Below are 24,815 nucleotides of genomic sequence, written 5' to 3'. Positions count from 1 at the left end.
ATTATGATAAAATTAGAAGGAATAACCAAGAGTTTTGGTTCTTTGCAGGTGCTGAAAGGCATTGATCTGGAAATCAATAAAGGTGAGATCGTCAGTATCGTAGGACCTAGCGGAGCCGGAAAAACGACTCTCTTACAGATCATGGGAACGCTTGACGAACCGGATGCGGGCACGGTGGCGATTGACGGAACGGTAGTCAGCCGGATGAAGGAGAAAGAACTGTCCGCTTTCCGCAATAAGAATATCGGTTTTGTGTTTCAGTTTCATCAGCTTCTGCCGGAGTTTACCGCGTTGGAGAATGTGATGATCCCCGCATTTATCGCCGGAGTATCGTCTAAGGAAGCAAACGAACGTGCTATGGAGATACTGGCTTTCATGGGACTCACCGACCGTGCTTCCCATAAGCCGAACGAACTGTCGGGAGGAGAGAAGCAACGGGTGGCCGTAGCACGTGCCTTGATTAACCATCCGGCAGTCATCCTTGCGGACGAACCTTCCGGAAGTCTCGATACACATAATAAAGAAGATTTACACCAATTGTTCTTCGACCTGAGGGACCGGTTGGGACAGACTTTCGTCATCGTTACCCATGATGAAGGACTGGCCAAAATCACCGATAGAACGGTACATATGGTGGATGGCACAATTAAAAAAGATTAATAAGGAAACCAAACTTCTAAAAATGGATACCAAATCACTAGAAGATTGTGTGAGTTCAATCTTTTAGCTATATATTTATAGTCGCTTCTCTACGTAAGTCTGTGAAGATGTCAGTAGAGTGTTTGTTTTGTTTGTGTGTGATGCATTCTTGTCTGGTGTGATAGGAATGCATCTTTTTTTATATATCACAACAAATACGATTCTAGTCGTAACAAACATAAGGCGCCATTCGTTCGAAATCTGCGGGTGTGAATTCCTCGTAAAGCATCAGTTGTTTCAAGTCTCTTACTTTCCCCTTCTTCTTCCGGTACTCTGCAATGACCTTGGCTTGATAATAGCTGATGTACGGATGATGCATCATTCGCTCTACACTTGCCTTATTGATGTTGATCCGGTGAATCTTTCCAGCATCCACGGAGAACCACGAACGGAGCTTTTCCGCTTTTAACCGAATCTCCCCTAACTGTTCTATCTGATAGAATCCTCCCAATAACCGGCGATGGTTTACAATCGATCGGGCAATCCGGCTTCCGATCCCCGGAATCTTTTTAAGTTCGGTGGTATCCGCCTGATTAAGGTCGATGATAGTGCCCGGCGGGTATTTCATTAAAGTATCATATGGTGCAGTCGCTTGTACTGCTAATATCCGGCTGGTATCTTGAAGAACCGGTGTTTCGGCAATGCGTATATACGGTTGAAGAGTCCGGTATTGTTCTTCCGTCAGTCCGTATATCTTCCGAAAGTCTTCCGGACGTCGGAATCTGCCTTGCTTTCTGCGGTATCGCAGAATATTACCTGCCATCCAGGGAGGCAAGCCGAGGCTGAGAAAAGTGGCGGAGTCGGCGGTATTCGGATCGAACGCTGCCGGTCTGATTTCTTTTTTCGGATAGGCGGGCGATGAATACCTGTCTCTGTAGACCGGATATTTCTTGTTCTGCTTTACTTCCCGCATGGATGAGATAAATTCATTGTATTCCTTTTCGGATTTCGCCTGTTCAGCCGGGTCGGTTTTCTCCGGCCCGGAGAAAGTCTGCAAGAGTGAGGGGATTGTGTATACCCCTATAACAAGAACGACAAGGACGATAATGCCTTGTCGTTCGGTTTTAGTAAAATAAAGAAAGTCTTTCCACATTATAGTTTGATAAGTCCCAACTCATTGATAAAGATCAGAGAGATGGCAATCGGTGCAATATATCTTAATATAAAGATGATCAGTTTGTATACGGGAACTTTCAGCGAACCGTCATTGGTGATCTCTGACCAGACGATTTTCTTGTCGAGATACCATCCGGTAAAGATGGAAATGCACAGACCGCCGAGTGTCAGCATGATCTTAGCCGTGACAAAGTCGAATAAGTCAAAGATTCCCAATCCGAAGATGGTGAATCCTTTCATCACTCCGAGCGACAAAGAACAAAGGATACCTAAGAAGATACATCCTCCGGTCACCAGTCTGGCTGCCTTGCCGCGTGTGAAGTTGAATTCTTCGTGCAGATAAGCGGTGACCACTTCGTGCAGGGAAATGGTGGAAGTCAGTGCTGCCATGGCAAGCAATACGTAGAACATGACGGAGAAGATATAGGCCAATATCGGTACTCCGCTGAATGCCTGCTGGAATACATTGGGCAGTGTGATAAAGATAAGGCTCGGACCCGCGTCCGGTTGTATGCCTACGGAGAATGCGGCCGGAAAGATAATGAAGCCTGCCAATACTGCCACAAATGTATCTATAATCCCTACGCTGAATGCTGTCTTGGTCAGATTGGTTTCTTTGCTGAAATAAGAAGCGTAGGTGCAGAGACATCCCATCCCCAGGCTAAGGGAGAAGAAAGCCTGTCCCATCGCACTCAGAAATACATTTCCGTCCACCTTGCTGAAATCCGGTTTCAGCAGAAACTCGATACCCGCACCAGCTCCCGGCAGGGTAACCGAACAGATTACAAGTATTAATATAATAATGAACAGAGTCGGCATCATGATCTTGGAAGATTTCTCGATACCTTTCTCCACGCCTTTGACAATAATAAAATGAGTAACCAACAGAAACAGAACCAACCACAAGACCGGTCGCCACGGACTGCTGGAGAACTGCTGGAAGGAAGAGATGAATTCTGTGGGAGTCTTGCCCGTAAAGCCGTTCGTAAGAGCTTCATACACATACTCCAGTGTCCATCCTGCCACTACGGAATAATAGCTGAGAATCAGAAAAGCTGCGAGGACTCCCATGCGTCCCACCCAGCGCCAATGCGTGCCGGGAGCTAATTTCTGATAGGCTCCCGCTGTATTTGCCCTCGAACGGCGTCCGATCAAGAATTCGGCGATCAAAATGGGAAGTCCCAAAAGAAAAACGCATCCTAAATAGATCAGTATAAAGGCTGCGCCACCGTGATTACCCGTTTCATAGGGAAATCTCCAGATGTTTCCCAATCCTACTGCCGAGCCGGCGGAAGCAAGTATTACGCCTAATTTACTCCCGAAGTTCGCTCTATCAATTTTCGTCATAAATCTTGTTTTGTCTTACAAATCGTTATAAAATGTACGTATTAAAATGCAAATATAGAAAATGATAGTTATCTTTGTACCGAAATTGTAATTTTATTTAGATATGCTATCTTATATTAAGAAATATCCTATTTCACTTTTTATCATCTTAACTGTGATTTATCTGTCTTTCTTCAAACCTCCTAAAACGGACTTGAATGAAATCCCTAACTTAGATAAATTAGTTCACATCTGTATGTACTTTGGTATGTCAGGTATGTTATGGCTGGAATTTCTGCGGGCGCATCGTCGTGATGACGCACCGTTATGGCACGCATGGGTAGGGGCATTCCTCTGTCCCATAGTGTTCAGCGGCTGTGTGGAATTGCTGCAAGAATATTGCACGACTTATCGGGGAGGAGACTGGCTGGACTTTGCCGCCAACTCGGTGGGTGCCATCCTTGCCAGTTTAGTGGCTTATTATGTGGTTCGTCCGCGAATGATGAGAAGGGAATAGAAGACTGTAGTAATGCATAATCATAAGGATGCGTTAAAAGTAACTAAACTGGGGCTAACTAAAAAGTCGGTAGTATCTTAAATCTCCTCCTTCGGGAAGGAGGAGTACCCGTAGGAGGAGGTGGTAGGTGAATGCATAATTCTTTCATTCATAGCAAATTAGAGATAACCTTGTTTTACCTACCACCCCGGCTTTCAGCCACCCCTCCTTCCCGAAGGGAGGGGAATTGGAGATACTACCGACTTTTTAGTCAACCCCTGGCCGAAAGTCAGAGTGGTAGGTGTATTTTTTCTCAAAGCAAATACTTTGAGAAATTAACAGCGATATTATAGATAATCTACAACCGAACTGAGCTTAATTCCGTTGGACCCTTTGATCAGGATAGTGTATCCTTTCGGCTTGTCGGCTTCCAGTTCCTTTATTACTTCCTGTACGTTGGGATAAGTTTGGAAGGAGTGCTCTGCTGCTGCAAACTGATCTCCTACCAGCCATACTTTTTCGAACGCGCATTCTTTGAGGTAGTCTGCTATCTTCTGATGTTCGGCAGCGCTTTCGGCACCCAGTTCGCGCATATCACCAAGGATGAGCATTTTGTGAGGAACTTCCATGTTGCGGAAGTTCTGTAAGGCAGCCATCATGCTGGTCGGATTGGCGTTGTATGCGTCGATGATCAGTGTGTTATCGTCCGTTTTCTTTAGTTGCGAGCGGTTGTTCTGCGGTGTATATCCGGCTAAGGCTTCGTTGATCTTTGCATCTTCCACTCCGAAGAAGCGACCGATGGTGATGGCAGCCAGTGCATTGGGGAAGTTGTATTCTCCGATCAGTTGCGTCTGAACCTGATAGGATTTACCATCCTTGCCCGCTTTCCATTCGAAAGTGAGATAAGGGGAGTTGCCGATGATGCGTCCATTTACGTAAAGGTCATCTTCGGTGCCGTAAGGGATCAGGTTCACTCCTCCGGCAATGTTCATCAGATAGGCATTGTCATGATGGATAAAGACGGTAGAACCTTCTTTCTTACGGAGAAAGTCATAAAGTTCTCCTTTGGTTTTTATCACACCTTCGAAAGAACCGAAGCCTTCCAGATGGGCTTTGCCTACATTGGTGATGATACCGCAGTCCGGCTCTACGATTTCACTGAGGAATTTGATTTCTCCCGGATGATTGGCGCCCATCTCGATGACGGCGAGGTCGTGTTCCGCTTTCAGGCGGAGCAGGGTAGAGGGTACGCCGATGTGGTTGTTCAGATTCCCTAGCGTATAAAGAATGTTGTGGCTCTGAGAGAGTACGGCGGAGATCAGTTCCTTCGTTGTCGTCTTGCCGTTGGTACCAGTGATACCGATTACTCGTGTACCCAGCTGGCAGCGATGGTAATTGGCAAGCTGCTGCAATGTTTGCAGGCAGTCGTCTACGAATATATATCGTTGATCGCCTTCAATCGCGTATTCGGATTCATCGATGACAGCATAGGCGCAACCGGTTTCCAATGCTTTTCCGGCAAAAGCGTTTCCATTGAATGACTCGCCTTTCAGAGCGATAAACAGTGACCCTTCCGGACAGTTCCGACTATCGGTCGTCACTAATTGGCAATCCAGAAATATCTGGTAAAGAGCAGAAAGTTTCATAGCCTGAGCTTTTATTTTTAAATGTTGCAAAGATAGGCTATTCTTTCGGATTTGGTATCGGTCGGAAGCGTTTTTTACTCAGCATATACCAGAGGAAGAGTCAGCACCATCCGGCACCCGTCCGTATAGGATGAATCGATGTGGAGGTTGCCTCCTAACTTTTCGGCAATCGTCCGGCTGATCGACAGTCCGAGACCCGTGCCCTGTGAGAAGGAGTTCATTTTGTAGAAGCGTTCGAATACTTTTTCCTGTTTCTCCTTAGGGATTCCTATACCGGTGTCGGTAATGCTGATCTCGAGTTTCTTTTCTGCTTCCAATACCGAATAAGTCAGTTCGATGCTGCCATGAGTCGTGAACTTGATCGCATTGTGTGCCAGATTGGCAAGTAACTGCGAAATGCGTTCCGGATTGCTGAGTATGATTAGTTTCTCCCTTTCCGGTTTGAAAAGGAATTCGACTGTATCTTGTTTCTGCATTTTAGCTACTTCGATAGATAGCTGGCAGATCATATTGATGTCCGTTTGGATATTTGTAGGGAGCTTGTTATATTGGTCGAGCTCCGATAATGCGAGCACATCGGTCACGAGTCGAAGCAGATCGTCCGTGTTGGCTTTGATGATGTTGACGAATTCTTTCGTTTCCTCATTGCCGTAGTGGTCACTTAATACTTGTGAGAAGCCTATGATCGAATTGAGCGGTGTCCGTATTTCGTGAGACATACTTTGAATAAAAGTCGTTTTCATCTGGCTGGTCGCTTCTGCCTGATCTCTGGCTTTGCGCAGTTCTTCTCTCGAATAAGTCAGTTCTTCGTTCTTATTTCTTAATTCACTTTCCGATGCTTTCAGCTTCCGGTTCAGACGGCTTTCCCGATATAAGAACAGGAAGAGGATGGCCAACAGGATGATCAATGAAAAAATCAGCGTCGTTTTATTGCTCAACTCCTTTTCTTTTGTCCGGAGCATTAATTCCTTTTTCTCCGCATTGAGCTTTTCTACATTTAGCAGCGTGGCAAATTCACTGCTCGCCAGTTGTTCATTGGCTATTTTCAAAGAATCGTCTGCTTCAATATACTTTTTCAGAAACTTCACCGCTTCATCCGGCCTCCCCATCTGTCTGTAGATTTCTCCTTTGAGGCGGTATTGTTCGCTGCTCATGGCGTACTCATTCAGCCGTTGTTCTTCAGCTTTCTGCTTTTCGGCAGCTTCCAATGCTTTGGCGAACTGTTTGCTGCGCTGGTAGTAGAAAGCCTCTGTGCGGTAAAACCTTTTTTTGAGTGAGTCCAGTCTTTTGTCCTGGTCGAACAGTTCCCTGCATTCTTTCAGTATCTTTTCAGCTGCCGGAAAATCGCCGAATTCACTGTAATACTCTACATATGTCAGCTTTGCCAGTATTTTATGACTGGCGGAGTTGGCTGTTTTAACTGCTTTTTCCAGTGCTTCCAGTGCTAGTTCCGGCTGATGATGCATAGTGTAGTAATTGGCAAGTTGGGCGTAAGTATTACTGATGTTATAGTTTTCTAATTTGTATTTTTCGGTCAGTTCGATTTCTTTCACGCGCCATTCGGACGCCATGACATCAAAGTTCTTGATTGTGTAAATCTGCGACATGATGTTGTAGCAGTACATGAGCCCGGTCTTGTTGTCCTTGGCTTGTGCCTCTTTCAGCACTTTTTCGGCTTCATAGAGGGCGATGTTGCTTCTCCCGGTTTTCAGGTAATATAGGATCAGCCGGTTGGCCCAGGCGAAATAGTAGTACTTGGATTGCTGTATCTCTTTTGCGAATTGTTTTACCTTATTAGTATAAAAAACGATGCTGTCTTCGTTATTGGCCTGGTAATAATAATAGTCCAGCCGGGTGGAGAGAGCTACTGCCTGCATACGCTGGTCGTTTTGCCCGGTAGCCATACGGAACAGCGTATCGGACATACTCAGCACGACCGGTTCCAGCAAATGTTCTTGGCAACGCTGATAGTAGGCATACAAAGAAGAATCAACGTTATAAACTTCAGCTTCTTTCTGGGCTTTTGCAGGAATAACGATGAACAAAAAAGAGATAAGGTATCCTAAGATAATTCGGGACAATCGGCTCATGGCATTCGTTTTCGGTAGTTCTATTGATTGCTATTGATTGCAAATATACGTTTATTTCCTAATTTTAATACGAATACTTGCTTTTTTTATCTACATTTGCAACAGTCTAACTGGAATATAATCAAGAATGAAATTGATCTCTCCAACTTATATAAATGTGAAAGGACGTCTGCTCGATCTTGCCACTCCGCAAGTGATGGGTATTCTCAATGTGACACCCGATTCTTTTTATTCCGGCAGCCGGATGCAGACGCAGGAGGAAATTGCAGCGAGGGCACGGCAGATCATCGATGAAGGGGCCTCTATCATTGATATCGGAGCTTACTCCTCGCGTCCGAACGCCGAACACATCACCGCCGAAGAAGAAATGAACCGCTTACGTACCGGACTGGAGATCGTAAACCGGAATCATCCGGATGCTATCGTTTCGGTCGATACTTTCCGGGCGGATGTAGCCGAACAGTGTGTGACGGAGTATGGCGTGGCTATCGTCAATGATATCGCTGCCGGTGAGATGGACCACCGGATGTTTGAGACTGTAGCCCGCCTGGGAGTACCTTATATCATGATGCACATGCAGGGAACTCCCCAAAATATGCAGAAAGAACCCCATTATGACAATCTGATGAAGGAAGTGTTCATGTACTTTGCCCGCAAGGTGCAACAACTTCGTGACTTGGGTTTGAAAGACATTATACTCGATCCGGGTTTTGGTTTTGGAAAGACCCTGGAGCATAACTATGAGCTGATGGCTCACCTGGAAGAGTTCAGCATCTTCGAACTTCCGCTGTTAGTCGGCGTTTCCCGAAAATCAATGATTTATAAACTATTGGGAGGAACTCCGCAGGATTCATTGAATGGAACAACCGTACTGGATACCGTTGCGTTAATGAAAGGAGCGAACATTCTTCGGGTGCATGACGTGCGCGAAGCGGTGGAAGCCGTCCGGATTGTGGATAAACTGAGAACTGAGAGTGAATATGGCAAATGATAGAATGGCATTATCCGTTGGTGATACTCTCTTGTCGTTTGTGAATTAATAACTTGTAATAAGTAATAAGTACCGTGTTTTTTGACGTTGGCATAAAAGATTTTATCGATGTACTGCTGGTCGCCCTTCTGTTGTACTACACCTACAAACTGATGAAGGCCTCCGGCTCTATCAAGGTTTTTACCGGCATTCTTGTTTTTATCCTGATTTGGCTGGTGGTCACTCAGATTCTGGAGATGAAACTGCTGGGCTCCATATTCGATACCTTGATGAATGTGGGTGTGATTGCTTTGATCGTCCTTTTTCAGGATGAGATTCGTCGCTTCCTGTTGACGCTGGGCTCTCATCGTCACGTCAGTGCGCTGGCACATTTTTTTAGCGGGGCGAGGAAAGAAGCCTTGAAACATGACGACATCATGCCGGTGGTAATGGCTTGCCTGAGCATGGGAAAGCAGAAAGTAGGCGCGTTGATCGTAATCGAGCATACCACTCCGCTGGATGAAGTGGTCCGTACAGGAGAAATTATAGATGCGGCCATCAGCCAGCGCTTGATTGAGAATATATTTTTCAAGAACAGTCCTCTGCACGACGGAGCAATGGTTATCAGCAAAAAGCGGATCAAAGCCGCAGGCTGTATCCTGCCCGTCTCTCACGACTTGAACATCCCGAAAGAACTGGGCTTGCGTCACCGTGCGGCTATGGGCATCTCGCAGAAATCGGATGCGCATGCTATCATCGTCTCCGAAGAGACAGGAGCTATTTCTGTAGCTTATCGCGGACAATTCTATCTCCGTCTGAATGCCGAAGAACTGGAAAGTCTGCTGACAAAGGAAAACTGAAACTAAATATAAGTGAACATGGACAGACGAAATTTTCTAAAAACCGGAGGTATAGCTCTACTCGGATCATTGGCGACAGGTTCTGCTATGGCTCTGACTACCCCGGGTGCATTAGGCGGCGAAGGAGCTGACAAGAAAGCAGCAGTTGCTTTGGCTATGAATCATTTCGGAGTAAGCGAGGCAGACTTGAAGAAGGTGCTTGCCGTAGCATTGGAGAAAGGAGGCGACTATGCCGACCTTTTCTTTGAACACACGATATCCAACAGCATCCGCCTGATGGATGGTGCAGTGAACAACAGCTATTCGAATATTGACTATGGAGTCGGAGTCCGTGTACTGATTGGAGACCAGAGTGGCTATGCCTACGTGGAGAATATTACTGTGGAGGATATGCTGAAAGCTGCCCGTACTGCCGCCCGCATCGCTTCCGCCAACAAAGGCAACAAACCGCTGAATCTCACTGAAAAGGAACTGAAGAAGAACTACTATACCGTTGCTTCCCCGTGGGAGGAAGTCAGCCTGAAAGATAAGATGCCTTATCTACAAAAACTGAACGACCGGATTTTCGCTTTGGACAAACGGGTACATAAAGTACAGGCAAGTCAGAGCGATACCACTTCGCATATCTTCTTCTGCAACTCGGAGGGAGTGATGTTCTACGATTACCGTCCGATGGTGACGCTGGGGGCAGTGTGCATCATGGAAGAAGACGGAAAGACGGAGAACGGCTACGCTGCCCGTGCTTACCGCAGAGGATTCGATTTCCTGTCGGACGAGGTAGTGGACGTAATCGCCCGCGAAGCGGTAGACCAGACTTCTCTTCTGTTCAAGGCTATCAAACCCAAAGGCGGTGAAATGCCTGTCGTCATGGGTGCCGGAGGATCGGGCATCTTGCTTCACGAGGCTATCGGACATACTTTTGAGGCGGACTTTAACCGGAAGAATGTTTCCATATTTGCCGATCAGCTGAATAAGAAAGTCTGCAACGAACATATCAACGTGGTGGATGACGGTACGATTCCGTTCAATCGGGGCTCGGTGAACTTCGACGATGAAGGTGCCGAAGGACAGAAAACTTATCTGATCAAAGACGGAGTACTGACCAGCTATCTGCACGACCGTATCAGTGCAAAGCATTACGGAGTGGAACCAACCGGCAACGGACGTCGCGAATCGTTCCGCAATATGCCGATACCCCGTATGCGTGCCACATATATGGAAGCCGGAAATGTGAACGAATCGGATATCATATCTTCTGTAAAGAAGGGAATCTTTGTAGATAATTTTACGAACGGTCAGGTACAGATCGGTGCCGGCGACTTTACATTCTTTGTGAAGTCGGGCTACATGATTGAAGACGGTAAACTGACGCAACCGATCAAGGACATTAATATTATCGGTAACGGTCCGAAAGCTTTGGCGGATATCACGATGGTAGCTACCAACGCGAAGATCGACAACGGTACATGGACTTGCGGAAAAGACGGACAATCCTGTCCGGTGACTTGCGGTATGCCTTCAGCCTTGGTTAGCAAACTGACTGTCGGTGGAGAGAACTAGAAGTAAATGCTTACTTTAAAAAGACGAACCTATGATTACAGACGAAAATAAGAAACTGGCACAGTGGGCGATGGACTACGCCTTGAAGAATGGCTGCCAGGCAGCAAAAGTCCTTTTATACTCTTCTTCGAACACTTCTTTCGAACTGCGCGACGCGAAGATGGACAGATTGCAACAGGCATCGGAAGGCGGATTAAGCCTTTCCCTGTATGTGGACGGACGTTACGGTAGTATCTCTACCAACCGCCTGAACCGGAAAGAACTCGAAACATTTATCAAAAACGGAATAGACTCTACACGCTATCTGGCTAAAGATGAGGCGCGTGTATTGGCAGACCCTTCCCGTTACTATAAAGGTGGAAAACCGGACTTGAAACTATATGATGCCAAGTTCGCATCCTTAAATCCGGACGATAAGATAGAGATGGCGAAAGCCGTAGCGGAAGAAGCGCTGGGCAAGGACGAACGGATCATCTCCGTCGGCTCTTCCTATGGCGATGGCGAAAACTTTGCTTATCGCCTGATCAGCAACGGTTTCGAAGGAGAAACAAAAAGTACGTGGTACTCACTTTCTGCCGACATCACGATCAGAGGGGAAGGCGAGGCGCGTCCTTCTGCTTACTGGTATGAGTCGTCGCTTTATATTGATGATTTGATTAAGAAAGGAATCGGTCAGAAAGCGCTGGAACGCGTACTGCGCAAACTGGGACAAAAGAAAGTACAGTCCGGCAAATATACGATGGTAGTCGATCCGATGAACTCCAGCCGTTTGCTAAGTCCGATGATGAGCGCGCTGAACGGCTCGGCTTTGCAACAGAAAAACTCTTTCTTGCTGAATAAACTGAATGAAAAGATTGCCAGTGACCGGCTGACTCTGACGGACGAACCTCATTTGGTGAAAGCCTCCGGCGCCCGCTACTTCGACAACGAAGGTATTGCTACGGAACGTCGCTCCATCTTTGACAAGGGAGTACTGAATACTTATTTCATTGATACCTACAATGCTAAGAAGATGGGAGTCGATCCGACTATCAGCGGTTCATCCATTCTGGTCATGGAAACGGGAGATAAGAATCTGGATGGACTGATTGCCGGAGTGGAAAAAGGTATCCTTGTTACGGGCTTTAATGGCGGTAACAACAACAGTTCGACCGGAGATTTCTCTTATGGTATCGAAGGCTTCCTGATCGAGAACGGAAAACTGACGCAGCCGGTATCTGAAATGAATGTTACCGGTAACCTGATTACCTTGTGGAACTCGTTGGTTGCAACCGGAAACGACCCGCGTCTGAACTCTTCCTGGCGAATCCCTTCACTGGTATTTGAGGGAGTCGATTTCAGCGGATTGTAGGACACTGGCTTTGAACAGACTTAAGTAATGGTCAGAAGATGATGGACATAAAATGGGCATCATCTTCTGACCATTACTGTAATACTTCCCTCTGTATTTTATAAATATACCCTGCTATACCCCGTCTTCTGTTTAACTAATACTTTATTAATTAACGTATTATCTGATTTTTATTTACCTGTATTTATACCCCCTCTTTGTTTGCAAATTTGTGGGATGCTGTTTACTTTTGCCTGTGTCTTAATAGCTACGATATAACTATTGAAAACTGATATACACACAAAAGTAAAAGCATGGGAATTATATATTTTGGATCAGGACTTATACTGTTAATCGCACTCTGGTATATTTGGGCAGTCAACAATTTGATAGCTAAGCGAAACAGGGTGAAGCAATGTCGTAGCGGTATTTGCGTGGCATTAAAGCAGCGGAATGACATGATACCTAATTTGGTGGCCGCCGTTAAGTCATATATGGGCCATGAAAATGAAATTCTTACCCGCATCACGGAACTTCGTTCACATTCTTTCCAACCTTTACAAGAAGCCGAACAAATAAAAAATGGTAATGAGCTGTCCGGCCTGTTATCAAAATTACAGTTGTCGGTCGAGAATTATCCTGAACTGAAAGCAAATGAACAATTCCATCGCCTGCAAAACAGCATTGAGGGTATGGAACTGCAACTGCAAGCCATCCGGCGCACCTATAATGCGGCAGTAACAGACTACAATAATACCATCGAGATGTTTCCTTCTTCCGTTGTTGCCCGTCAGCAAGGTCACCGGCAGGAAGAACTGATTGATATCCCCGAACCGGAACAACAGAATGTAAATGTCGCCGAACTTCTCAGATAATATGAATATGGACACAATTGATTTTAAGAAATTATCAGAACAGCTTCATTCGGAGCTTTTGCGGGTAAATGGCTGGAGAAAGGTGGTACGAACAGGAAGTATTGCAGTTTATCTTTTTGTATTCTGCTGGTTTATGTTTGTGTTGTTTGGCGGTGCGCTTGTATCTTATATAGGTCTTGAGAACTATATGCAGTTTACGCAGTATATAATACCTGTATTTATTGGATTTATAGTGGTCAACTTCGTTTTCACCCGCTGTATGGCGAACTTTCAGGAACGGGAGTCGGAGGCTATGCAGCACATTATGTCTACCCTGTTTCCTACCGTTTATTTCTCGGCTTCCTCTCAGGTAGACAGCCGGATATTGAGAGACAGCAAACTCTTTTCCGCCTCTTTTTCTGATCCGGCACTGGCAGCCAATACGTATGGATATATCCAGTTTCCGCACGGCGAGCACTCTTTGCATGTGGCGGATATCGGTGTGTCTTACGGGCTGTTGAATAAGTTGCAGTACAATCCTGTATTGGGATATTTTGTCATGATCTACCGTTTTGTGCTTCGTCCGCTGTTTGCTTCGCGGCTGGATAGCAGTCCGCACAATTTTCGGGGGATGTTTGGCTGGTGTAAGATAGACAAGCGATTCAAAGGAAATATTATCATATTGCCCGATCACCTGGAACAAAAGATCGGATATCTGGCGAAGAATATCCAGGGATTGAAGAAGCGTTATAGTGCCCGACTGGTGCAACTGGAAGATCAGGAGTTTGAGAACTATTTTGCCGTTTATGCCGATGATGAAGTGGAAGCACGTATGTTGCTCACTCCTGCGATGATGCGTCATATGACGGCGCTGCGTCAGACTTTCGGATGTGATATCATGCTTTCGTTCAGCAGAGGTACTTTCTACTATGCCGCCGCGATGCCTTCCGGCTTTTTATGTGTGCGTCCAGGTGCGTTGAATGACGGGAAGCTGCTTGAGGACATATATAATGACATCAGCCTGTCCTGCAAAGTGGCAGAAGAATTAAGATTGAATTAGTATTAACAATAAAACAAAAACACTATTTATGACAGACATGAGTTGGATGCCTTGGGCCGTAGGCGGAGTAATGGTCCTTTCTTTTCTTTATATGAAGGTATGGCCATTTGTCCGTACTATTATAAGAGCTTTTCGGGGGCCTCGTTTTAAATCAAAATCAAAACTATCTGTAGAACAGTATAAAAAACTGTCTATAGGTTCATTGTATGCCTTGCAGCAAGGCGGATATCTGAACACTCTCTCGTTGGACATCAAAGATAAGTTGCCTACTATTCTCGGTGAATGGTGGGGAATAAATAATGCTCATGATGCCCGCGAAACATTGGATGAATTGTGCCGGAAAGGTTACGATTACTACTTTCCGTTTGTTTATGAGGCTTTTTTGCTTGACGATGAAAATGCGCAAGACGATATTTTCCAGCAGAACATGGAGAGTCAGGAAGATTATGAGAAAGCTGTCGGGCAACTGCAAAATTTGAAAGAAGTCTATGAGGAGTTGATAGCTTATGAAGTGATTACTTCTAAAGAAGATATAGCTCGTTATGGAGTGATAGGCTGGGATGCCGGCAGAATTAATTTTGTTGCCCGTGCCTGCTGCGACATGAAATATATCTCAGAGATGGAAGCGTGGAATTATATCGAAAAGGCGTATGAACTGGCTCATTCTTCTTTCACATCATGGCACGATATGGCGATGAGTTATGTGATTGGCAGGGCTATCTGGGGAGGAACCAATGCTCACAATTTAGGAATGAAGGGAATGGCAGACGATTTGTTGTCTAATCCTAAGAGTCCCTGGGTGCAAATCAAATGGTAAATTGATCAGGATAGTTTAATCACAAAAACACATAATTATGGAACAAAAGAACATCAAGTACTACAGTTATATCAGCGAGTATTATGCCGCCAACCCGACTAAATTTGAAAAAAGAAAGAACAATCTGAAACCTGTGTTATATTTAGGTTTGGCCGTGGTAGGAGCCGTTCTGGCTATTTTTCCCGGTTTGCTTCCATTGGCAGGCTGGTTGGTGCGTACAGCCGGAATCATCATGACACTGGTTTGCCTGATAGCTGCCTATCTGAATAACTTTGATATATACAACTTTCAAAGTGGAGGAAAAGTCAAGAGTATGGGAGTCAAGAAGTTTAAGCGCGATGAGACAAACCCTGCGAAGATAGTGGAAGCTTTCTTATCCAGGAACTTTGAATATCTGGCAGACCTTCCCGGAGGAAGAAGTGAACCGGTACAACTTCATATTGAAGAAGATGCCACAGGACGTGAAATGTACTGTTTGCTGACCACTTATGATTCAGATTCGAATATTGTAGGTTTGGCAGATGTCATCACTTTATCGGGCAATGATTATGATGATAATATTGATCTAATAAAACAAATGTTTAAAGACGAAGAAGATAATTGATTTATCGGGGCTGGATTATAAAAACAGCTCTGACTGAGGAGAAGAAAACTCTTCTAAATGGAAGAAAAAACACAAGAAAGAAAAACATTCATACTATAAAGGAAATCGGCCGGAGGGGCGGGTACAGACACAAGTAACCTGTCAACAAAAGGCCGTATTTCCTTTAAAAACAATCTGTGTAAGGGTATTTTGCTTTATTTCTAACCTTTTTTGAATGATAATTGGTACCTGCGGCTTAGGTGAATCACCTATCTTTGCCGTATTCTATTATAATTATGATTCTATATTGAAATAAAAGCCATGAGACACAGATTTATTGCTTTACTAGTACTTTTTACAATCGTTTTTTTCAGTAGTGCAGAGGCGCAGACTACTGCCCGCAAGTTTGAGGCAGGCAAGAATACTTTCTTGCTGGACGGGAAGCCGTTTGTAGTAAAAGCTGCCGAACTGCACTATACCCGTATTCCGCAAGCCTATTGGGATCATCGTATTGAGATGTGTAAGGCGTTGGGAATGAGCACTATTTGTATTTATATCTTCTGGAATATACACGAACAGGAAGAAGGCAAGTTTGACTTTACAGGTCAGAATGATATCGCTGCCTTCTGTCGTGCCGCTCAGAAACACGGAATGTATGTCATCGTCCGCCCCGGTCCGTATGTGTGTGCGGAATGGGAAATGGGCGGCCTGCCCTGGTGGTTGCTGAAGAAGAAAGATGTGGCACTGCGCACGCTCGATCCTTATTATATGGAACGGGTAGGCATCTTCATGAAAGAAGTCGGTAAGCAACTGGCGCCGCTACAGGTAAATAAGGGCGGAAATATTATCATGGTGCAGGTGGAGAACGAATACGGTTCTTACGGCACTGACAAGCCTTATGTTTCTGCCGTACGCGACTTGGTGCGCGAATCCGGTTTTACCGATGTACCTCTCTTCCAATGCGACTGGAGCAGTAACTTTACACGGAATGCACTCGACGACCTGATCTGGACCATCAACTTCGGAACAGGCGCCAATATAGACCAGCAATTCAAGAAACTGAAAGAACTTCGTCCGGAAACTCCGTTGATGTGCAGCGAATTCTGGAGCGGATGGTTCGACCACTGGGGACGGAAACATGAAACACGTCCTGCCAAAGATATGGTACAGGGCATCAAAGAAATGCTCGACCGCAACATCTCCTTCAGCCTTTATATGACTCACGGAGGAACGACTTTCGGACATTGGGGTGGTGCCAACAATCCTGCCTACTCCGCTATGTGCAGTTCTTACGACTACGATGCCCCGATCAGCGAAGCCGGATGGACGACAGAGAAATACTATCTCCTCCGCGACCTGCTGAAAACGTATCTTCCTGCCGGTGAAGCACTGCCGGAAGTCCCTGCTGCAATGCCGGTCATTGAAGTACCCGAATTTCATTTTACCAAAGTAGCTCCGCTTTTCTCCAACTTGCCGGATGCCAAACAGTCGGTGGATATCCAGCCGATGGAGCAATTCAACCAAGGGTGGGGAACAATCCTGTACCGTACCACATTGCCCGAAGCAGTAACCTCAGGCACTACATTGAAAATCACCGAAGTGCACGACTGGGCACAAATCTACGCTGATGGCAAGCTGCTGGCCCGTCTCGACCGCCGCAAAGGAGAATTTACCACTATCTTGCCGGCCTTGAAGAAAGGTACGCAACTGGATATTCTGGTAGAGGCAATGGGACGTGTCAACTTTGATAAGTCCATCCACGACCGGAAGGGAATCACCGAAAAGGTAGAACTCCTTTCGGGCAATCAGGTGAAAGAACTGAAGAACTGGACTGTATATAACTTCCCCGTAGACTACTCATTTATCAAGAACAAGAACTACAAGGATACGAAGATATTACCGACTATGCCCGCTTACTATCGATCATCTTTCAAACTCGATAAAGTAGGCGACACTTTCCTCGACATGAGCACATGGGGCAAAGGTATGGTATGGGTGAACGGTCATGCGATGGGACGTTTCTGGGAAATCGGTCCCCAACAGACACTTTTCATACCGGGCTGCTGGCTGAAAGAAGGCGAGAATGAAATCCTCGTCCTCGACCTGAAAGGTCCGACGAAATCATCAATCAAAGGTCTGAAGAAACCGATCCTCGACGTACTCCGCGAGAAAGCGCCGGAAACACACCGCAAGGATGGAGAAAAGTTGAAGCTGACAGGAGAAAAGGTTGCGCACGAAGGAGCCTTCACTCCGGGCAACGGCTGGCAGGAAGTACGTTTCGCCGCTCCGGTGAAAGGACGTTTCTTCTGTCTGGAAGCACTCTCTCCGCAAGCCAATAACAATATTGCCGCTATTGCAGAGTTCGATGTGCTGGGAGCCGACGGCAAACCCGTATCCCGCGAACATTGGAAAATCCGTTATGCCGATAGCGAAGAGACACGCAGCGGAAACCGTACGGCGGATAAGATATTCGACTTGCAGGAATCCACTTTCTGGATGACTGTTGACAATGTCGCTTATCCCCACCAACTGGTAATCGACCTGAGCAAAGTGGAAACAGTAACCGGCTTCCGTTATCTGCCCCGTGCCGAGAAGGACTATCCGGGCATGATCCGTGAATACCGCGTCTATGTGAAACCGTCTGATTTCAAGTATTAATAAATAAGCATTCGCTCTCAAATGAATATGAAAAAGTATACTTTACTCCTGGCATTCCTTTTAGTAGGAGTGCTGACAGGATACAGCCAGCAATCTGCCTACCTGTTTGTCTATTTCACCGGAAACAGGATGAGTGAGGAAGCCATCCGGATGGCTGTCAGCCCCGATGGATACAACTACTATGCATTAAACGGAAACCAACCGGTCATCGATTCCCGTGAAATCAGTTCTACGGGTGGAGTGCGTGACCCGCACATTCTTCGTTGTGAAGACGGAAAGACATTTTACATGGTCGTAACCGACATGGTCTCCGGCAACGGATGGAGTTCCAACCGTGCCATGGTACTGTTGAAATCGAAAGATCTCGTCAACTGGACCTCCAACATCGTGAATATCCAGAAGAAATACCCGAATCAGGAAGATTTGAAGCGGGTATGGGCACCGCAAACTATTTATGATAAAGAAGCGAAGAAATACATGGTCTACTGGTCAATGCAGCATGGTAATGGCCCGGACATTATTTATTACGCATACGCTAACAAAGATTTCACCGATATAGAAGGAGAACCCAAAACTTTGTTCCTCCCGAAGAATGGCAAATCCTGTATTGACGGAGACATCATTTATAAAGACGGACTTTACCACCTGTTCTATAAAACGGAAGGAGACGGCAATGGAATTAAAAAAGCAACCACCGCCTCCCTGACTTCCGGACAATGGACAGAATCGGAAGATTATAAGCAACAGACGAAAGAAGCTGTAGAAGGTGCCGGCATCTTCCCGCTGATAGGTACGGACAAGTACATCCTGATGTACGATGTATATATGAAAGGCAAGTATCAGTTTACGGAAAGCACCGATTTGGAGAATTTCAAAGTCATAGACAATGCCATTAGCATGGACTTCCATCCGCGCCACGGCACTGTAATGCCAATTACTGACAAGGAACTGAAACGCTTGTACAAGGCCTACGGCAAGCCCGACAAGATGTAAAGCCGTCAATGCACCATCTAATATCCCATAAATAAATACCATGAAAAAACTCCTGTTGTTCATTTTGCTTGTCTGTGCAACAGTACAGGCCTATTCGCAAGAATACCCGAAAGTCGTTTTATCGGGTGACTATCCGGACCCTTCTGTCATGCGCGATGGCGAGGATTATTACATGACTCATTCTCCTTTTTACTACGCTCCCGGATTCCTCATCTGGCACTCCCGTGACTTGATGAACTGGGAAACCGTCTGCCGCGTAATGCCCGAATACGAAGGCTCTGCAATGGCACCCGACTTATTGAAGTACAAAGGAAAATACTACATCTATTATCCGGCCAAAGGAACAAACTGGGTGATCTGGGCAAATGACATCAAGGGCCCGTGGAGCAAACCCATCGACCTGAAAGTGAGTGGCATCGACCCCGGACACATAGCCGATCAGGAGGGGAACAGATATTTATATGTTGACAAAGGAGAAGTCATCCGACTGACGGACGACGGACTGGCCACCATCGGCCAAAAACAGAAAGTGTACGAAGGCTGGCGATATCCCAATCACTGGGAAACGGAATGTATGTGTCTGGAATCGCCGAAGCTGAATTACCATAATGGTTATTATTACCTGACTTCCGCACAGGGAGGAACGGCCGGTCCGGCAACAAGCCACATGGCAGTTGCCGCCCGTTCGAAGAGTGTCACCGGACCGTGGGAAAATTCTCCCTATAATCCGGTAGTGCATACCTATAGTGCCCATGACAACTGGTGGTCGAAAGGACACGGCACACTGATCGACGATGTGAACGGCAACTGGTGGATCGTATATCATGCCTATGCCAAAGGCTATCACACCCTGGGACGCTCCACCCTCATCGAACCGATTGAATGGACCGCCGATGGATGGTATCGTACCAAATCCACCGCCACTCCCATCAAGACCGATCCGTCCATCAAACACGGACTCAGCCTCTCGGATGACTTCGAAGGACCGGAACCGGGACTCCAATGGACTTTCTGGAAAGAATATGCCCCTCAGTCGCTCAGCTTCAAGAAACAGACCTTATGGATAGATGCGAAAGGAAGTACCCCTTCCGATGCCCGCTTACTGCTGGCCACCGCCGAAGACAAGAATTACGAAACACAGGTGGAAGTCAACGTAGGCAAGGGTAACACAGCCGGACTTCTTCTATATTACAGCGAAAAGGCATACGCTGGAGTCGTGTCCGACGGAAAGAACTTCACTATCTACAGAAACGCGGAAAACAGCTTTACCCTCCCTAACAAGTTGGGCAAACGCTTCCTCGCCAAGATACAGAATCAGGGAAACAGTGTCCGGATGGCAGTCAGCAAGGACGGCAAGGAATGGACTACGCTGGTAGAAAACATGGATGTATCTCAGCTGCACCATAACAACTACGGCGGCTTCTACGCTTTACGCATCGGACTGCTTTCCTCCGGAAAAGGCAGCGCCGGCTTCCGTCAGTTCCGTTACCGTAACGCCATCCCGCAGGAAAAGGACATGGGGGCTTACTTGATGGTCTTCCATAAAGACGAGACGCACAGCCTTTATATGGCCGTCAGTGACGACGGATATACATTTACTGCCTTGAACGACGGCAAACCGGTGATCGCCGGAGATACCATCGCCCTGCAAAAAGGTATCCGTGACCCGCACATCTTCCGCGGACCGGACGGAGCTTTCTACCTTTCCATGACCGACCTGCACATCTATGCGCAGAAAGACGGCTTCCGTGATACCGAATGGGAACGTGACGGAAAAGAATACGGGTGGGGAAACAACCGCGGACTCGTACTGATGAAATCATGGGACCTGATCAATTGGAAACGTACCAATGCCCGTTTCGACCTGTTATCGGCAGGCTTGGGTGAAATCGGCTGCGTATGGGCGCCCGAAGTGACTTACGATGACAAGAAAGGTAAACTGATGATTTACTTCACCATGCGTTTCAAGAACGAGGCGAACAAACTGTACTATGTCTATGTCAATGATGACTTCGACCGGATAGAGACACTCCCGCAAATCCTCTTCGAGTATCCCAACGAGAAAATATCGGCTATCGACGGCGACATCACCAAGGTAGGTGATCGGTATCGTATGTTCTACGTTTCGCACGACGGAGGCGCCGGAATCAAACAAGCCGTATCAGACCGCATCAACGGTGATTACGAATATGACCCTCGCTGGTACGACTTCGAACCCAGGGCCTGCGAAGCTCCCAACCTCTGGAAGCGTATCGGCGAAGACAAATGGGTATTGATGTACGACGTCTACGGCATCACCCCCCATAACTTCGCTTTCATCGAGACTTCCGACTTCGTGAATTTCAAGAACCTGGGACGTTTCAACGAAGGAGTGATGAAGACGACTAATTTCTCGTCGCCCAAACACGGCGCGGTGATCCATTTGATAAAAGAAGAAGCCGCTAAACTGAGAAGTCATTGGGAAAACAGGAAATAACAGAGTATCAGATCTTTTTTAGTGAATACATACTCTTTTTTTGCAGAGATCTTATATTATAATTTATACCATGAAACATTTACTTCTACTATTTAGTGTATTATTATTATCATTGCAGCCGGCCGCATTTGCCGCAACGCATGAAACGACTGCTACTCCCGATTCAGTATCCCTTTTTGCCTACGCCACCCGAGGTGACGACGGCCGTAGCGGACTCCGCTTTGCATGGAGTATGGACGGAAAACATTGGTTTGAAATAGGACGAAACTACGGCTATCTTCGTTGCGATTACAGCCGTTGGGGATCGCAGAAGAAGATGCTCGACCCGAATCTGAAACAACTCCCCGGCGGGGAATGGCTCTGTGTCTGGAAGTTGAACGACCACGATGGATACGGTCAGGCCAGATCAAAAGACCTGATTTACTGGGAAGCCCAGCAATATCCCCGTACGACTTCCGATTTTGAAGGAACAAGAGTCAAAGCAAAGATTGCCGGACACGAAGAAACGGGAACTGTCAGCCAAGTGCCCTGGTCGGTAGTGGACGGACTGACCCGGACGTACGAACGGAACCAATACCGTAACTCCCTGTATGGCGAACGCCCTGTACAGGATAAAGAACGCTTTGCCGGACTGAAACCGATCAAAGCCACCGTCACAGCACAACCGGAAGAAACAAAAGAAATCAGCGACTTATTGATGGGTATCTTCTTCGAAGACATCAACTACTCCGCCGACGGCGGCCTGTATGCCGAACTGATCCAAAACCGGGACTTCGAATACGACCCGTCCGACCGTGAAGGGGACAAGAACTGGAACAGCACCCATTCATGGAAGCTGGAAGGAGAAAACGCCACCTTTACCGTATCGACTTCGGACCCTATCCATCCGAACAACCCGCATTATGCCGTCTTGAAGACGAACCAGCCGGGAGCTGCCCTGACCAACACCGGTTTTGACGGAATCGCCTTGAAAGCAGGCGAGAAGTATGATTTCTCCTTGTTTGCCCGTATCCCGGAAGGCAGCAAGTCCGGAAAACTACTCGTACGCCTCGTAGATGCTGACGACACCGTACAGGGTGAAACGACAGTTACCGTCTCTTCCCGTTCGTGGAAAACGTATAAAGCAGTGCTGACAGCAAAAGCGTCCGCCGATACCCGTCTGGAACTTCGTCCGCAATCGGCAGGTGAAATCGAACTGGATATGATTTCTCTCTTCCCGCAGAATACATTCAAAGGCAGAAAGAACGGTTTGCGTCCCGACCTTGCACAGACACTTGCCGATATGCACCCGCGCTTTGTCCGTTTCCCCGGAGGCTGTGTGGCTCATGGTGACGGTTTGAAGAACATCTATCAATGGAAAAATACTATCGGACCGCTGGAAGCCCGTAAACCTGCCCGTAACCTTTGGGGATATCATCAGAGCATGGGACTGGGTTATTATGAATACTTCCAGTTCTGCGAAGATATAGGTGCGGAACCGCTTCCGGTGCTGGCGGCAGGTGTACCTTGTCAGAATTCCGCCTGTCATGGCGATTTGAGAGGCGGTCAGCAAGGCGGTATCCCGATGAGCGAGATGGGTGCTTACATTCAGGATATCCTCGACCTGATAGAATGGGCGAACGGTGATGCAAAGAAAACCAAATGGGGCAAGATACGTGCCGAATCCGGTCATCCGAAGCCTTTCAATCTGAAATATATCGGCATCGGCAATGAAGACTTGATCACCGATGTCTTCGAAGAACGCTTCACGATGATATACCTTGCTATCAAAGAGAAATATCCGGAGATAATCGTTGTCGGCACGGTAGGTCCTTTCAATGAGGGAACAGACTATGTGGAAGGCTGGAAACTGGCGGACAAACTCGGTGTTCCGATGGTAGACGAACATTATTATCAGTCTCCGGGATGGTTCCTGCACAATCAGGACTTCTATGACAAGTACGATCGCTCTAAAAAAACGAAAGTATATCTGGGCGAATATGCCACTCACATCCCCGGACGCAGAGCGAATATGGAAACAGCTTTGACCGAAGCACTTTATCTGGCTGCTTTGGAACGGAATGGAGATGTAGTGCACATGAGTTCTTATGCTCCTCTGCTGGCAAAAGACGGACGGACGCAGTGGAATCCAGACCTGATCTACTTCAACAATCGGGAAGTAAGACCGACAACGGGATACTATGTGCAGAAACTGTACGGTCAGAACGCAGGCGACCATTACATCCCTTCACAGATAAACCTTGATAATCAGGACGGTCGCGTAAAACTCCGTGTTGGTTCTTCCATCGTTCGTGACAGTAAGACGGGGGATGTGATTGTGAAGTTAGTCAATCTGTTGCCCGTCAGCATAGAGACCGATGTCCGGTTGCCGGGAATGGATGGTATTCAGTCTTCCGCTACGCGGACTGTACTGGCAGGTGCACCCGAGGCGACTCCGCTTCCGGTGACGGATACGATAGAAGCAGGAACCAGCTTCAAACAGGAATTGCCTGCTTATTCGTTCACGGTTATCCGCTTGAAGACACAAAAGGTGAAATAAGAAACTATAAACTATAAACAATAAACAATAAACTGGTTTTCAATAGGGGTTAGTTTATTTTGGGGAGGAGTGCTCACCTATCACCTCCCCCTGTGGGTAGGGGCTGACTAAAAAGTCAATAGTATCCTAACTCTCCTCCTTCGGGAAGGAGGAGTACCCGTAGGGGGAGGTGGTAGGTGGATACATAATCCTGTCATTTACAAAGAAATAGGAACAAACATTATTTCTCCTACCACCTCGGTCTTCGACCACTCCTCCTTCCCGAAGGAGGAGATTCGAGATAGAATCGACTTTTTAGTCAGTCCAGGTTTAGGTATTATTGACTTTTGTACCTTCTCTTTTCTTCTTCATAATAGAAAAGATGGTTTTCATCTTTCACCGAACGGGTAGTTCGTTTGCTGTCTATAGTGTAATCAGCCATAGGATAGTACTAAAGTTCTCTTTAACCTCTTGCATCCTTGCTTTTTCCTATAAGGAAAGTAGGAATAAGACGCAGATATCTTTAGTTGTTCACGGCCGTGAACAGGTCTGATCACATCCGTGAAGAGCATTGCTCACGGTCGTGATCAACTCTTGCCACGGCCGTGAACAACTAACAATATCAGTGTCTTAATGGAAGAATTGTACTTCCCTAATAATGGTTGACTTGTTTATCTCTAATAGCTGCTATGTGTTGACTAGAAATATTACTAACCCTGGCAGCTGTTTACTTTATTATTTATTATTCCTGCCTCCGGTTTAC

General features: G+C 46.6%; 18 protein-coding genes. 14 read left to right on the top strand and 4 right to left on the bottom strand.

All coding sequences use genetic code 11. The features are described 5' to 3' along the window. Window positions 1-3: 3 nt before the first annotated feature. Entirely contained in the window at window positions 4-660 is a 657-nt protein-coding gene (locus NBH01_RS25370) for an ABC transporter ATP-binding protein (RefSeq protein WP_008762585.1), read from the top strand. Window positions 661-862: 202 nt separating this feature from the next. Here NBH01_RS25370 and NBH01_RS25365 read toward each other — a convergent pair whose 3' ends face one another. Together NBH01_RS25365 and NBH01_RS25360 are read right to left on the bottom strand one after the other, a co-directional pair. Continuing rightward, a complete protein-coding gene (locus NBH01_RS25365) occupies window positions 863-1,792 on the bottom strand; it encodes a ComEA family DNA-binding protein (protein WP_234140581.1) in 930 nt (309 codons plus the stop codon). Next, entirely contained in the window at window positions 1,792-3,162 is a 1,371-nt protein-coding gene (locus NBH01_RS25360; RefSeq protein ID WP_008762587.1) for a sodium-dependent transporter, read from the bottom strand. The genes NBH01_RS25365 and NBH01_RS25360 overlap by 1 nt, the downstream gene beginning before the upstream one ends. Window positions 3,163-3,265: 103 nt before the next feature. Between NBH01_RS25360 and NBH01_RS25355 the strand changes: the two genes are divergently transcribed. After that, window positions 3,266-3,658: a VanZ family protein gene (locus NBH01_RS25355; protein WP_151210217.1), complete on the top strand. Its 393-nt coding sequence runs from the start codon at window positions 3,266-3,268 to the stop codon at window positions 3,656-3,658. Window positions 3,659-3,984: 326 nt separating this feature from the next. Here the strand turns inward: NBH01_RS25355 and NBH01_RS25350 are convergent, their stop codons facing one another. Together NBH01_RS25350 and NBH01_RS25345 are read right to left on the bottom strand one after the other, a co-directional pair. Continuing rightward, window positions 3,985-5,283: a UDP-N-acetylmuramoyl-tripeptide--D-alanyl-D-alanine ligase gene (locus NBH01_RS25350; RefSeq protein WP_234140583.1), complete on the bottom strand. Its 1,299-nt coding sequence runs from the start codon at window positions 5,281-5,283 to the stop codon at window positions 3,985-3,987. 74 nt (window positions 5,284-5,357) lie between these two features. Beyond that, window positions 5,358-7,373, bottom strand: a complete 2,016-nt coding sequence (locus tag NBH01_RS25345) for a tetratricopeptide repeat-containing sensor histidine kinase (RefSeq protein WP_225693597.1) — start codon at window positions 7,371-7,373, stop codon at window positions 5,358-5,360. A 127-nt stretch (window positions 7,374-7,500) separates the two neighbouring features. On the opposite strand from NBH01_RS25345, the gene folP reads away from it, so the two are divergent. The 12 genes from folP to NBH01_RS25285 all read left to right on the top strand — a co-directional run bounded on the left by folP (window position 7,501) and on the right by NBH01_RS25285 (window position 24,073). Further along, window positions 7,501-8,364 carry a dihydropteroate synthase gene (folP, locus tag NBH01_RS25340; RefSeq protein ID WP_151209963.1) on the top strand — a complete coding sequence of 288 codons (864 nt, stop codon included), beginning with the start codon at window positions 7,501-7,503 and terminating at the stop codon, window positions 8,362-8,364. Window positions 8,365-8,438: 74 nt separating this feature from the next. Beyond that, complete coding sequence (cdaA, locus tag NBH01_RS25335; protein WP_008762592.1) at window positions 8,439-9,203, top strand: diadenylate cyclase CdaA; 765 nt, start codon at window positions 8,439-8,441, stop codon at window positions 9,201-9,203. 18 nt (window positions 9,204-9,221) lie between these two features. Continuing rightward, window positions 9,222-10,763: a TldD/PmbA family protein gene (locus NBH01_RS25330; RefSeq protein WP_225680532.1), complete on the top strand. Its 1,542-nt coding sequence runs from the start codon at window positions 9,222-9,224 to the stop codon at window positions 10,761-10,763. A 31-nt stretch (window positions 10,764-10,794) separates the two neighbouring features. After that, on the top strand, window positions 10,795-12,114 hold the full coding sequence (locus NBH01_RS25325; RefSeq protein WP_225680530.1) for a TldD/PmbA family protein: 1,320 nt from the start codon (window positions 10,795-10,797) through the stop codon (window positions 12,112-12,114). 293 nt (window positions 12,115-12,407) lie between these two features. Beyond that, complete coding sequence (locus NBH01_RS25320) at window positions 12,408-12,968, top strand: LemA family protein (protein WP_062695793.1); 561 nt, start codon at window positions 12,408-12,410, stop codon at window positions 12,966-12,968. Window position 12,969: 1 nt separating this feature from the next. Further along, window positions 12,970-14,007 (top strand): DUF3137 domain-containing protein, encoded by a 1,038-nt coding sequence (locus tag NBH01_RS25315; RefSeq protein WP_234140591.1) that lies wholly within the window; start codon window positions 12,970-12,972, stop codon window positions 14,005-14,007. Between the two features lie 28 nt (window positions 14,008-14,035). Further along, complete coding sequence (locus NBH01_RS25310) at window positions 14,036-14,824, top strand: DUF1266 domain-containing protein (protein ID WP_055220527.1); 789 nt, start codon at window positions 14,036-14,038, stop codon at window positions 14,822-14,824. Window positions 14,825-14,861: 37 nt separating this feature from the next. Next, window positions 14,862-15,428, top strand: a complete 567-nt coding sequence (locus tag NBH01_RS25305) for a hypothetical protein (protein WP_225680524.1) — start codon at window positions 14,862-14,864, stop codon at window positions 15,426-15,428. 300 nt (window positions 15,429-15,728) lie between these two features. Continuing rightward, window positions 15,729-18,065, top strand: a complete 2,337-nt coding sequence (locus NBH01_RS25300; protein WP_250700353.1) for a beta-galactosidase — start codon at window positions 15,729-15,731, stop codon at window positions 18,063-18,065. 21 nt (window positions 18,066-18,086) lie between these two features. Further along, a complete protein-coding gene (locus NBH01_RS25295) occupies window positions 18,087-19,058 on the top strand; it encodes a glycoside hydrolase family 43 protein (protein ID WP_008762600.1) in 972 nt (323 codons plus the stop codon). Between the two features lie 40 nt (window positions 19,059-19,098). After that, a complete protein-coding gene (locus NBH01_RS25290; RefSeq protein ID WP_234140594.1) occupies window positions 19,099-21,534 on the top strand; it encodes a family 43 glycosylhydrolase in 2,436 nt (811 codons plus the stop codon). A 70-nt stretch (window positions 21,535-21,604) separates the two neighbouring features. After that, entirely contained in the window at window positions 21,605-24,073 is a 2,469-nt protein-coding gene (locus NBH01_RS25285; protein ID WP_250700352.1) for an alpha-L-arabinofuranosidase family protein, read from the top strand. The last annotated feature ends 742 nt before the right edge of the window (window positions 24,074-24,815 follow it).

It is taken from the genome of Bacteroides sp. B1-V-101 (assembly GCF_023656585.1).
Classification (GTDB): Bacteria; Bacteroidota; Bacteroidia; order Bacteroidales; family Bacteroidaceae; genus Bacteroides; species Bacteroides thetaiotaomicron.
The sequence above is the reverse complement of the archived record's forward strand: the minus strand, read 5'-3'. Positions and strand labels throughout refer to the sequence as shown.

What these genes read in the sequence shown, in the direction of transcription:
- NBH01_RS25370 (WP_008762585.1), top strand. Translation starts at nt 4, where the DNA reads ATGATAAAATTAGAAGGAATAACCAAGAGTTTTGGTTCTTTGCAGGTG.
- NBH01_RS25365 (WP_234140581.1), bottom strand. Translation starts at nt 1,792, where the DNA reads ATGTGGAAAGACTTTCTTTATTTTACTAAAACCGAACGACAAGGCATT.
- NBH01_RS25360 (WP_008762587.1), bottom strand. Translation starts at nt 3,162, where the DNA reads ATGACGAAAATTGATAGAGCGAACTTCGGGAGTAAATTAGGCGTAATA.
- NBH01_RS25355 (WP_151210217.1), top strand. Translation starts at nt 3,266, where the DNA reads ATGCTATCTTATATTAAGAAATATCCTATTTCACTTTTTATCATCTTA.
- NBH01_RS25350 (WP_234140583.1), bottom strand. Translation starts at nt 5,283, where the DNA reads ATGAAACTTTCTGCTCTTTACCAGATATTTCTGGATTGCCAATTAGTG.
- NBH01_RS25345 (WP_225693597.1), bottom strand. Translation starts at nt 7,373, where the DNA reads ATGAGCCGATTGTCCCGAATTATCTTAGGATACCTTATCTCTTTTTTG.
- folP (WP_151209963.1), top strand. Translation starts at nt 7,501, where the DNA reads ATGAAATTGATCTCTCCAACTTATATAAATGTGAAAGGACGTCTGCTC.
- NBH01_RS25330 (WP_225680532.1), top strand. Translation starts at nt 9,222, where the DNA reads ATGGACAGACGAAATTTTCTAAAAACCGGAGGTATAGCTCTACTCGGA.
- NBH01_RS25325 (WP_225680530.1), top strand. Translation starts at nt 10,795, where the DNA reads ATGATTACAGACGAAAATAAGAAACTGGCACAGTGGGCGATGGACTAC.
- NBH01_RS25320 (WP_062695793.1), top strand. Translation starts at nt 12,408, where the DNA reads ATGGGAATTATATATTTTGGATCAGGACTTATACTGTTAATCGCACTC.
- NBH01_RS25315 (WP_234140591.1), top strand. Translation starts at nt 12,970, where the DNA reads ATGAATATGGACACAATTGATTTTAAGAAATTATCAGAACAGCTTCAT.
- NBH01_RS25310 (WP_055220527.1), top strand. Translation starts at nt 14,036, where the DNA reads ATGACAGACATGAGTTGGATGCCTTGGGCCGTAGGCGGAGTAATGGTC.
- NBH01_RS25305 (WP_225680524.1), top strand. Translation starts at nt 14,862, where the DNA reads ATGGAACAAAAGAACATCAAGTACTACAGTTATATCAGCGAGTATTAT.
- NBH01_RS25300 (WP_250700353.1), top strand. Translation starts at nt 15,729, where the DNA reads ATGAGACACAGATTTATTGCTTTACTAGTACTTTTTACAATCGTTTTT.
- NBH01_RS25295 (WP_008762600.1), top strand. Translation starts at nt 18,087, where the DNA reads ATGAATATGAAAAAGTATACTTTACTCCTGGCATTCCTTTTAGTAGGA.
- NBH01_RS25290 (WP_234140594.1), top strand. Translation starts at nt 19,099, where the DNA reads ATGAAAAAACTCCTGTTGTTCATTTTGCTTGTCTGTGCAACAGTACAG.
- NBH01_RS25285 (WP_250700352.1), top strand. Translation starts at nt 21,605, where the DNA reads ATGAAACATTTACTTCTACTATTTAGTGTATTATTATTATCATTGCAG.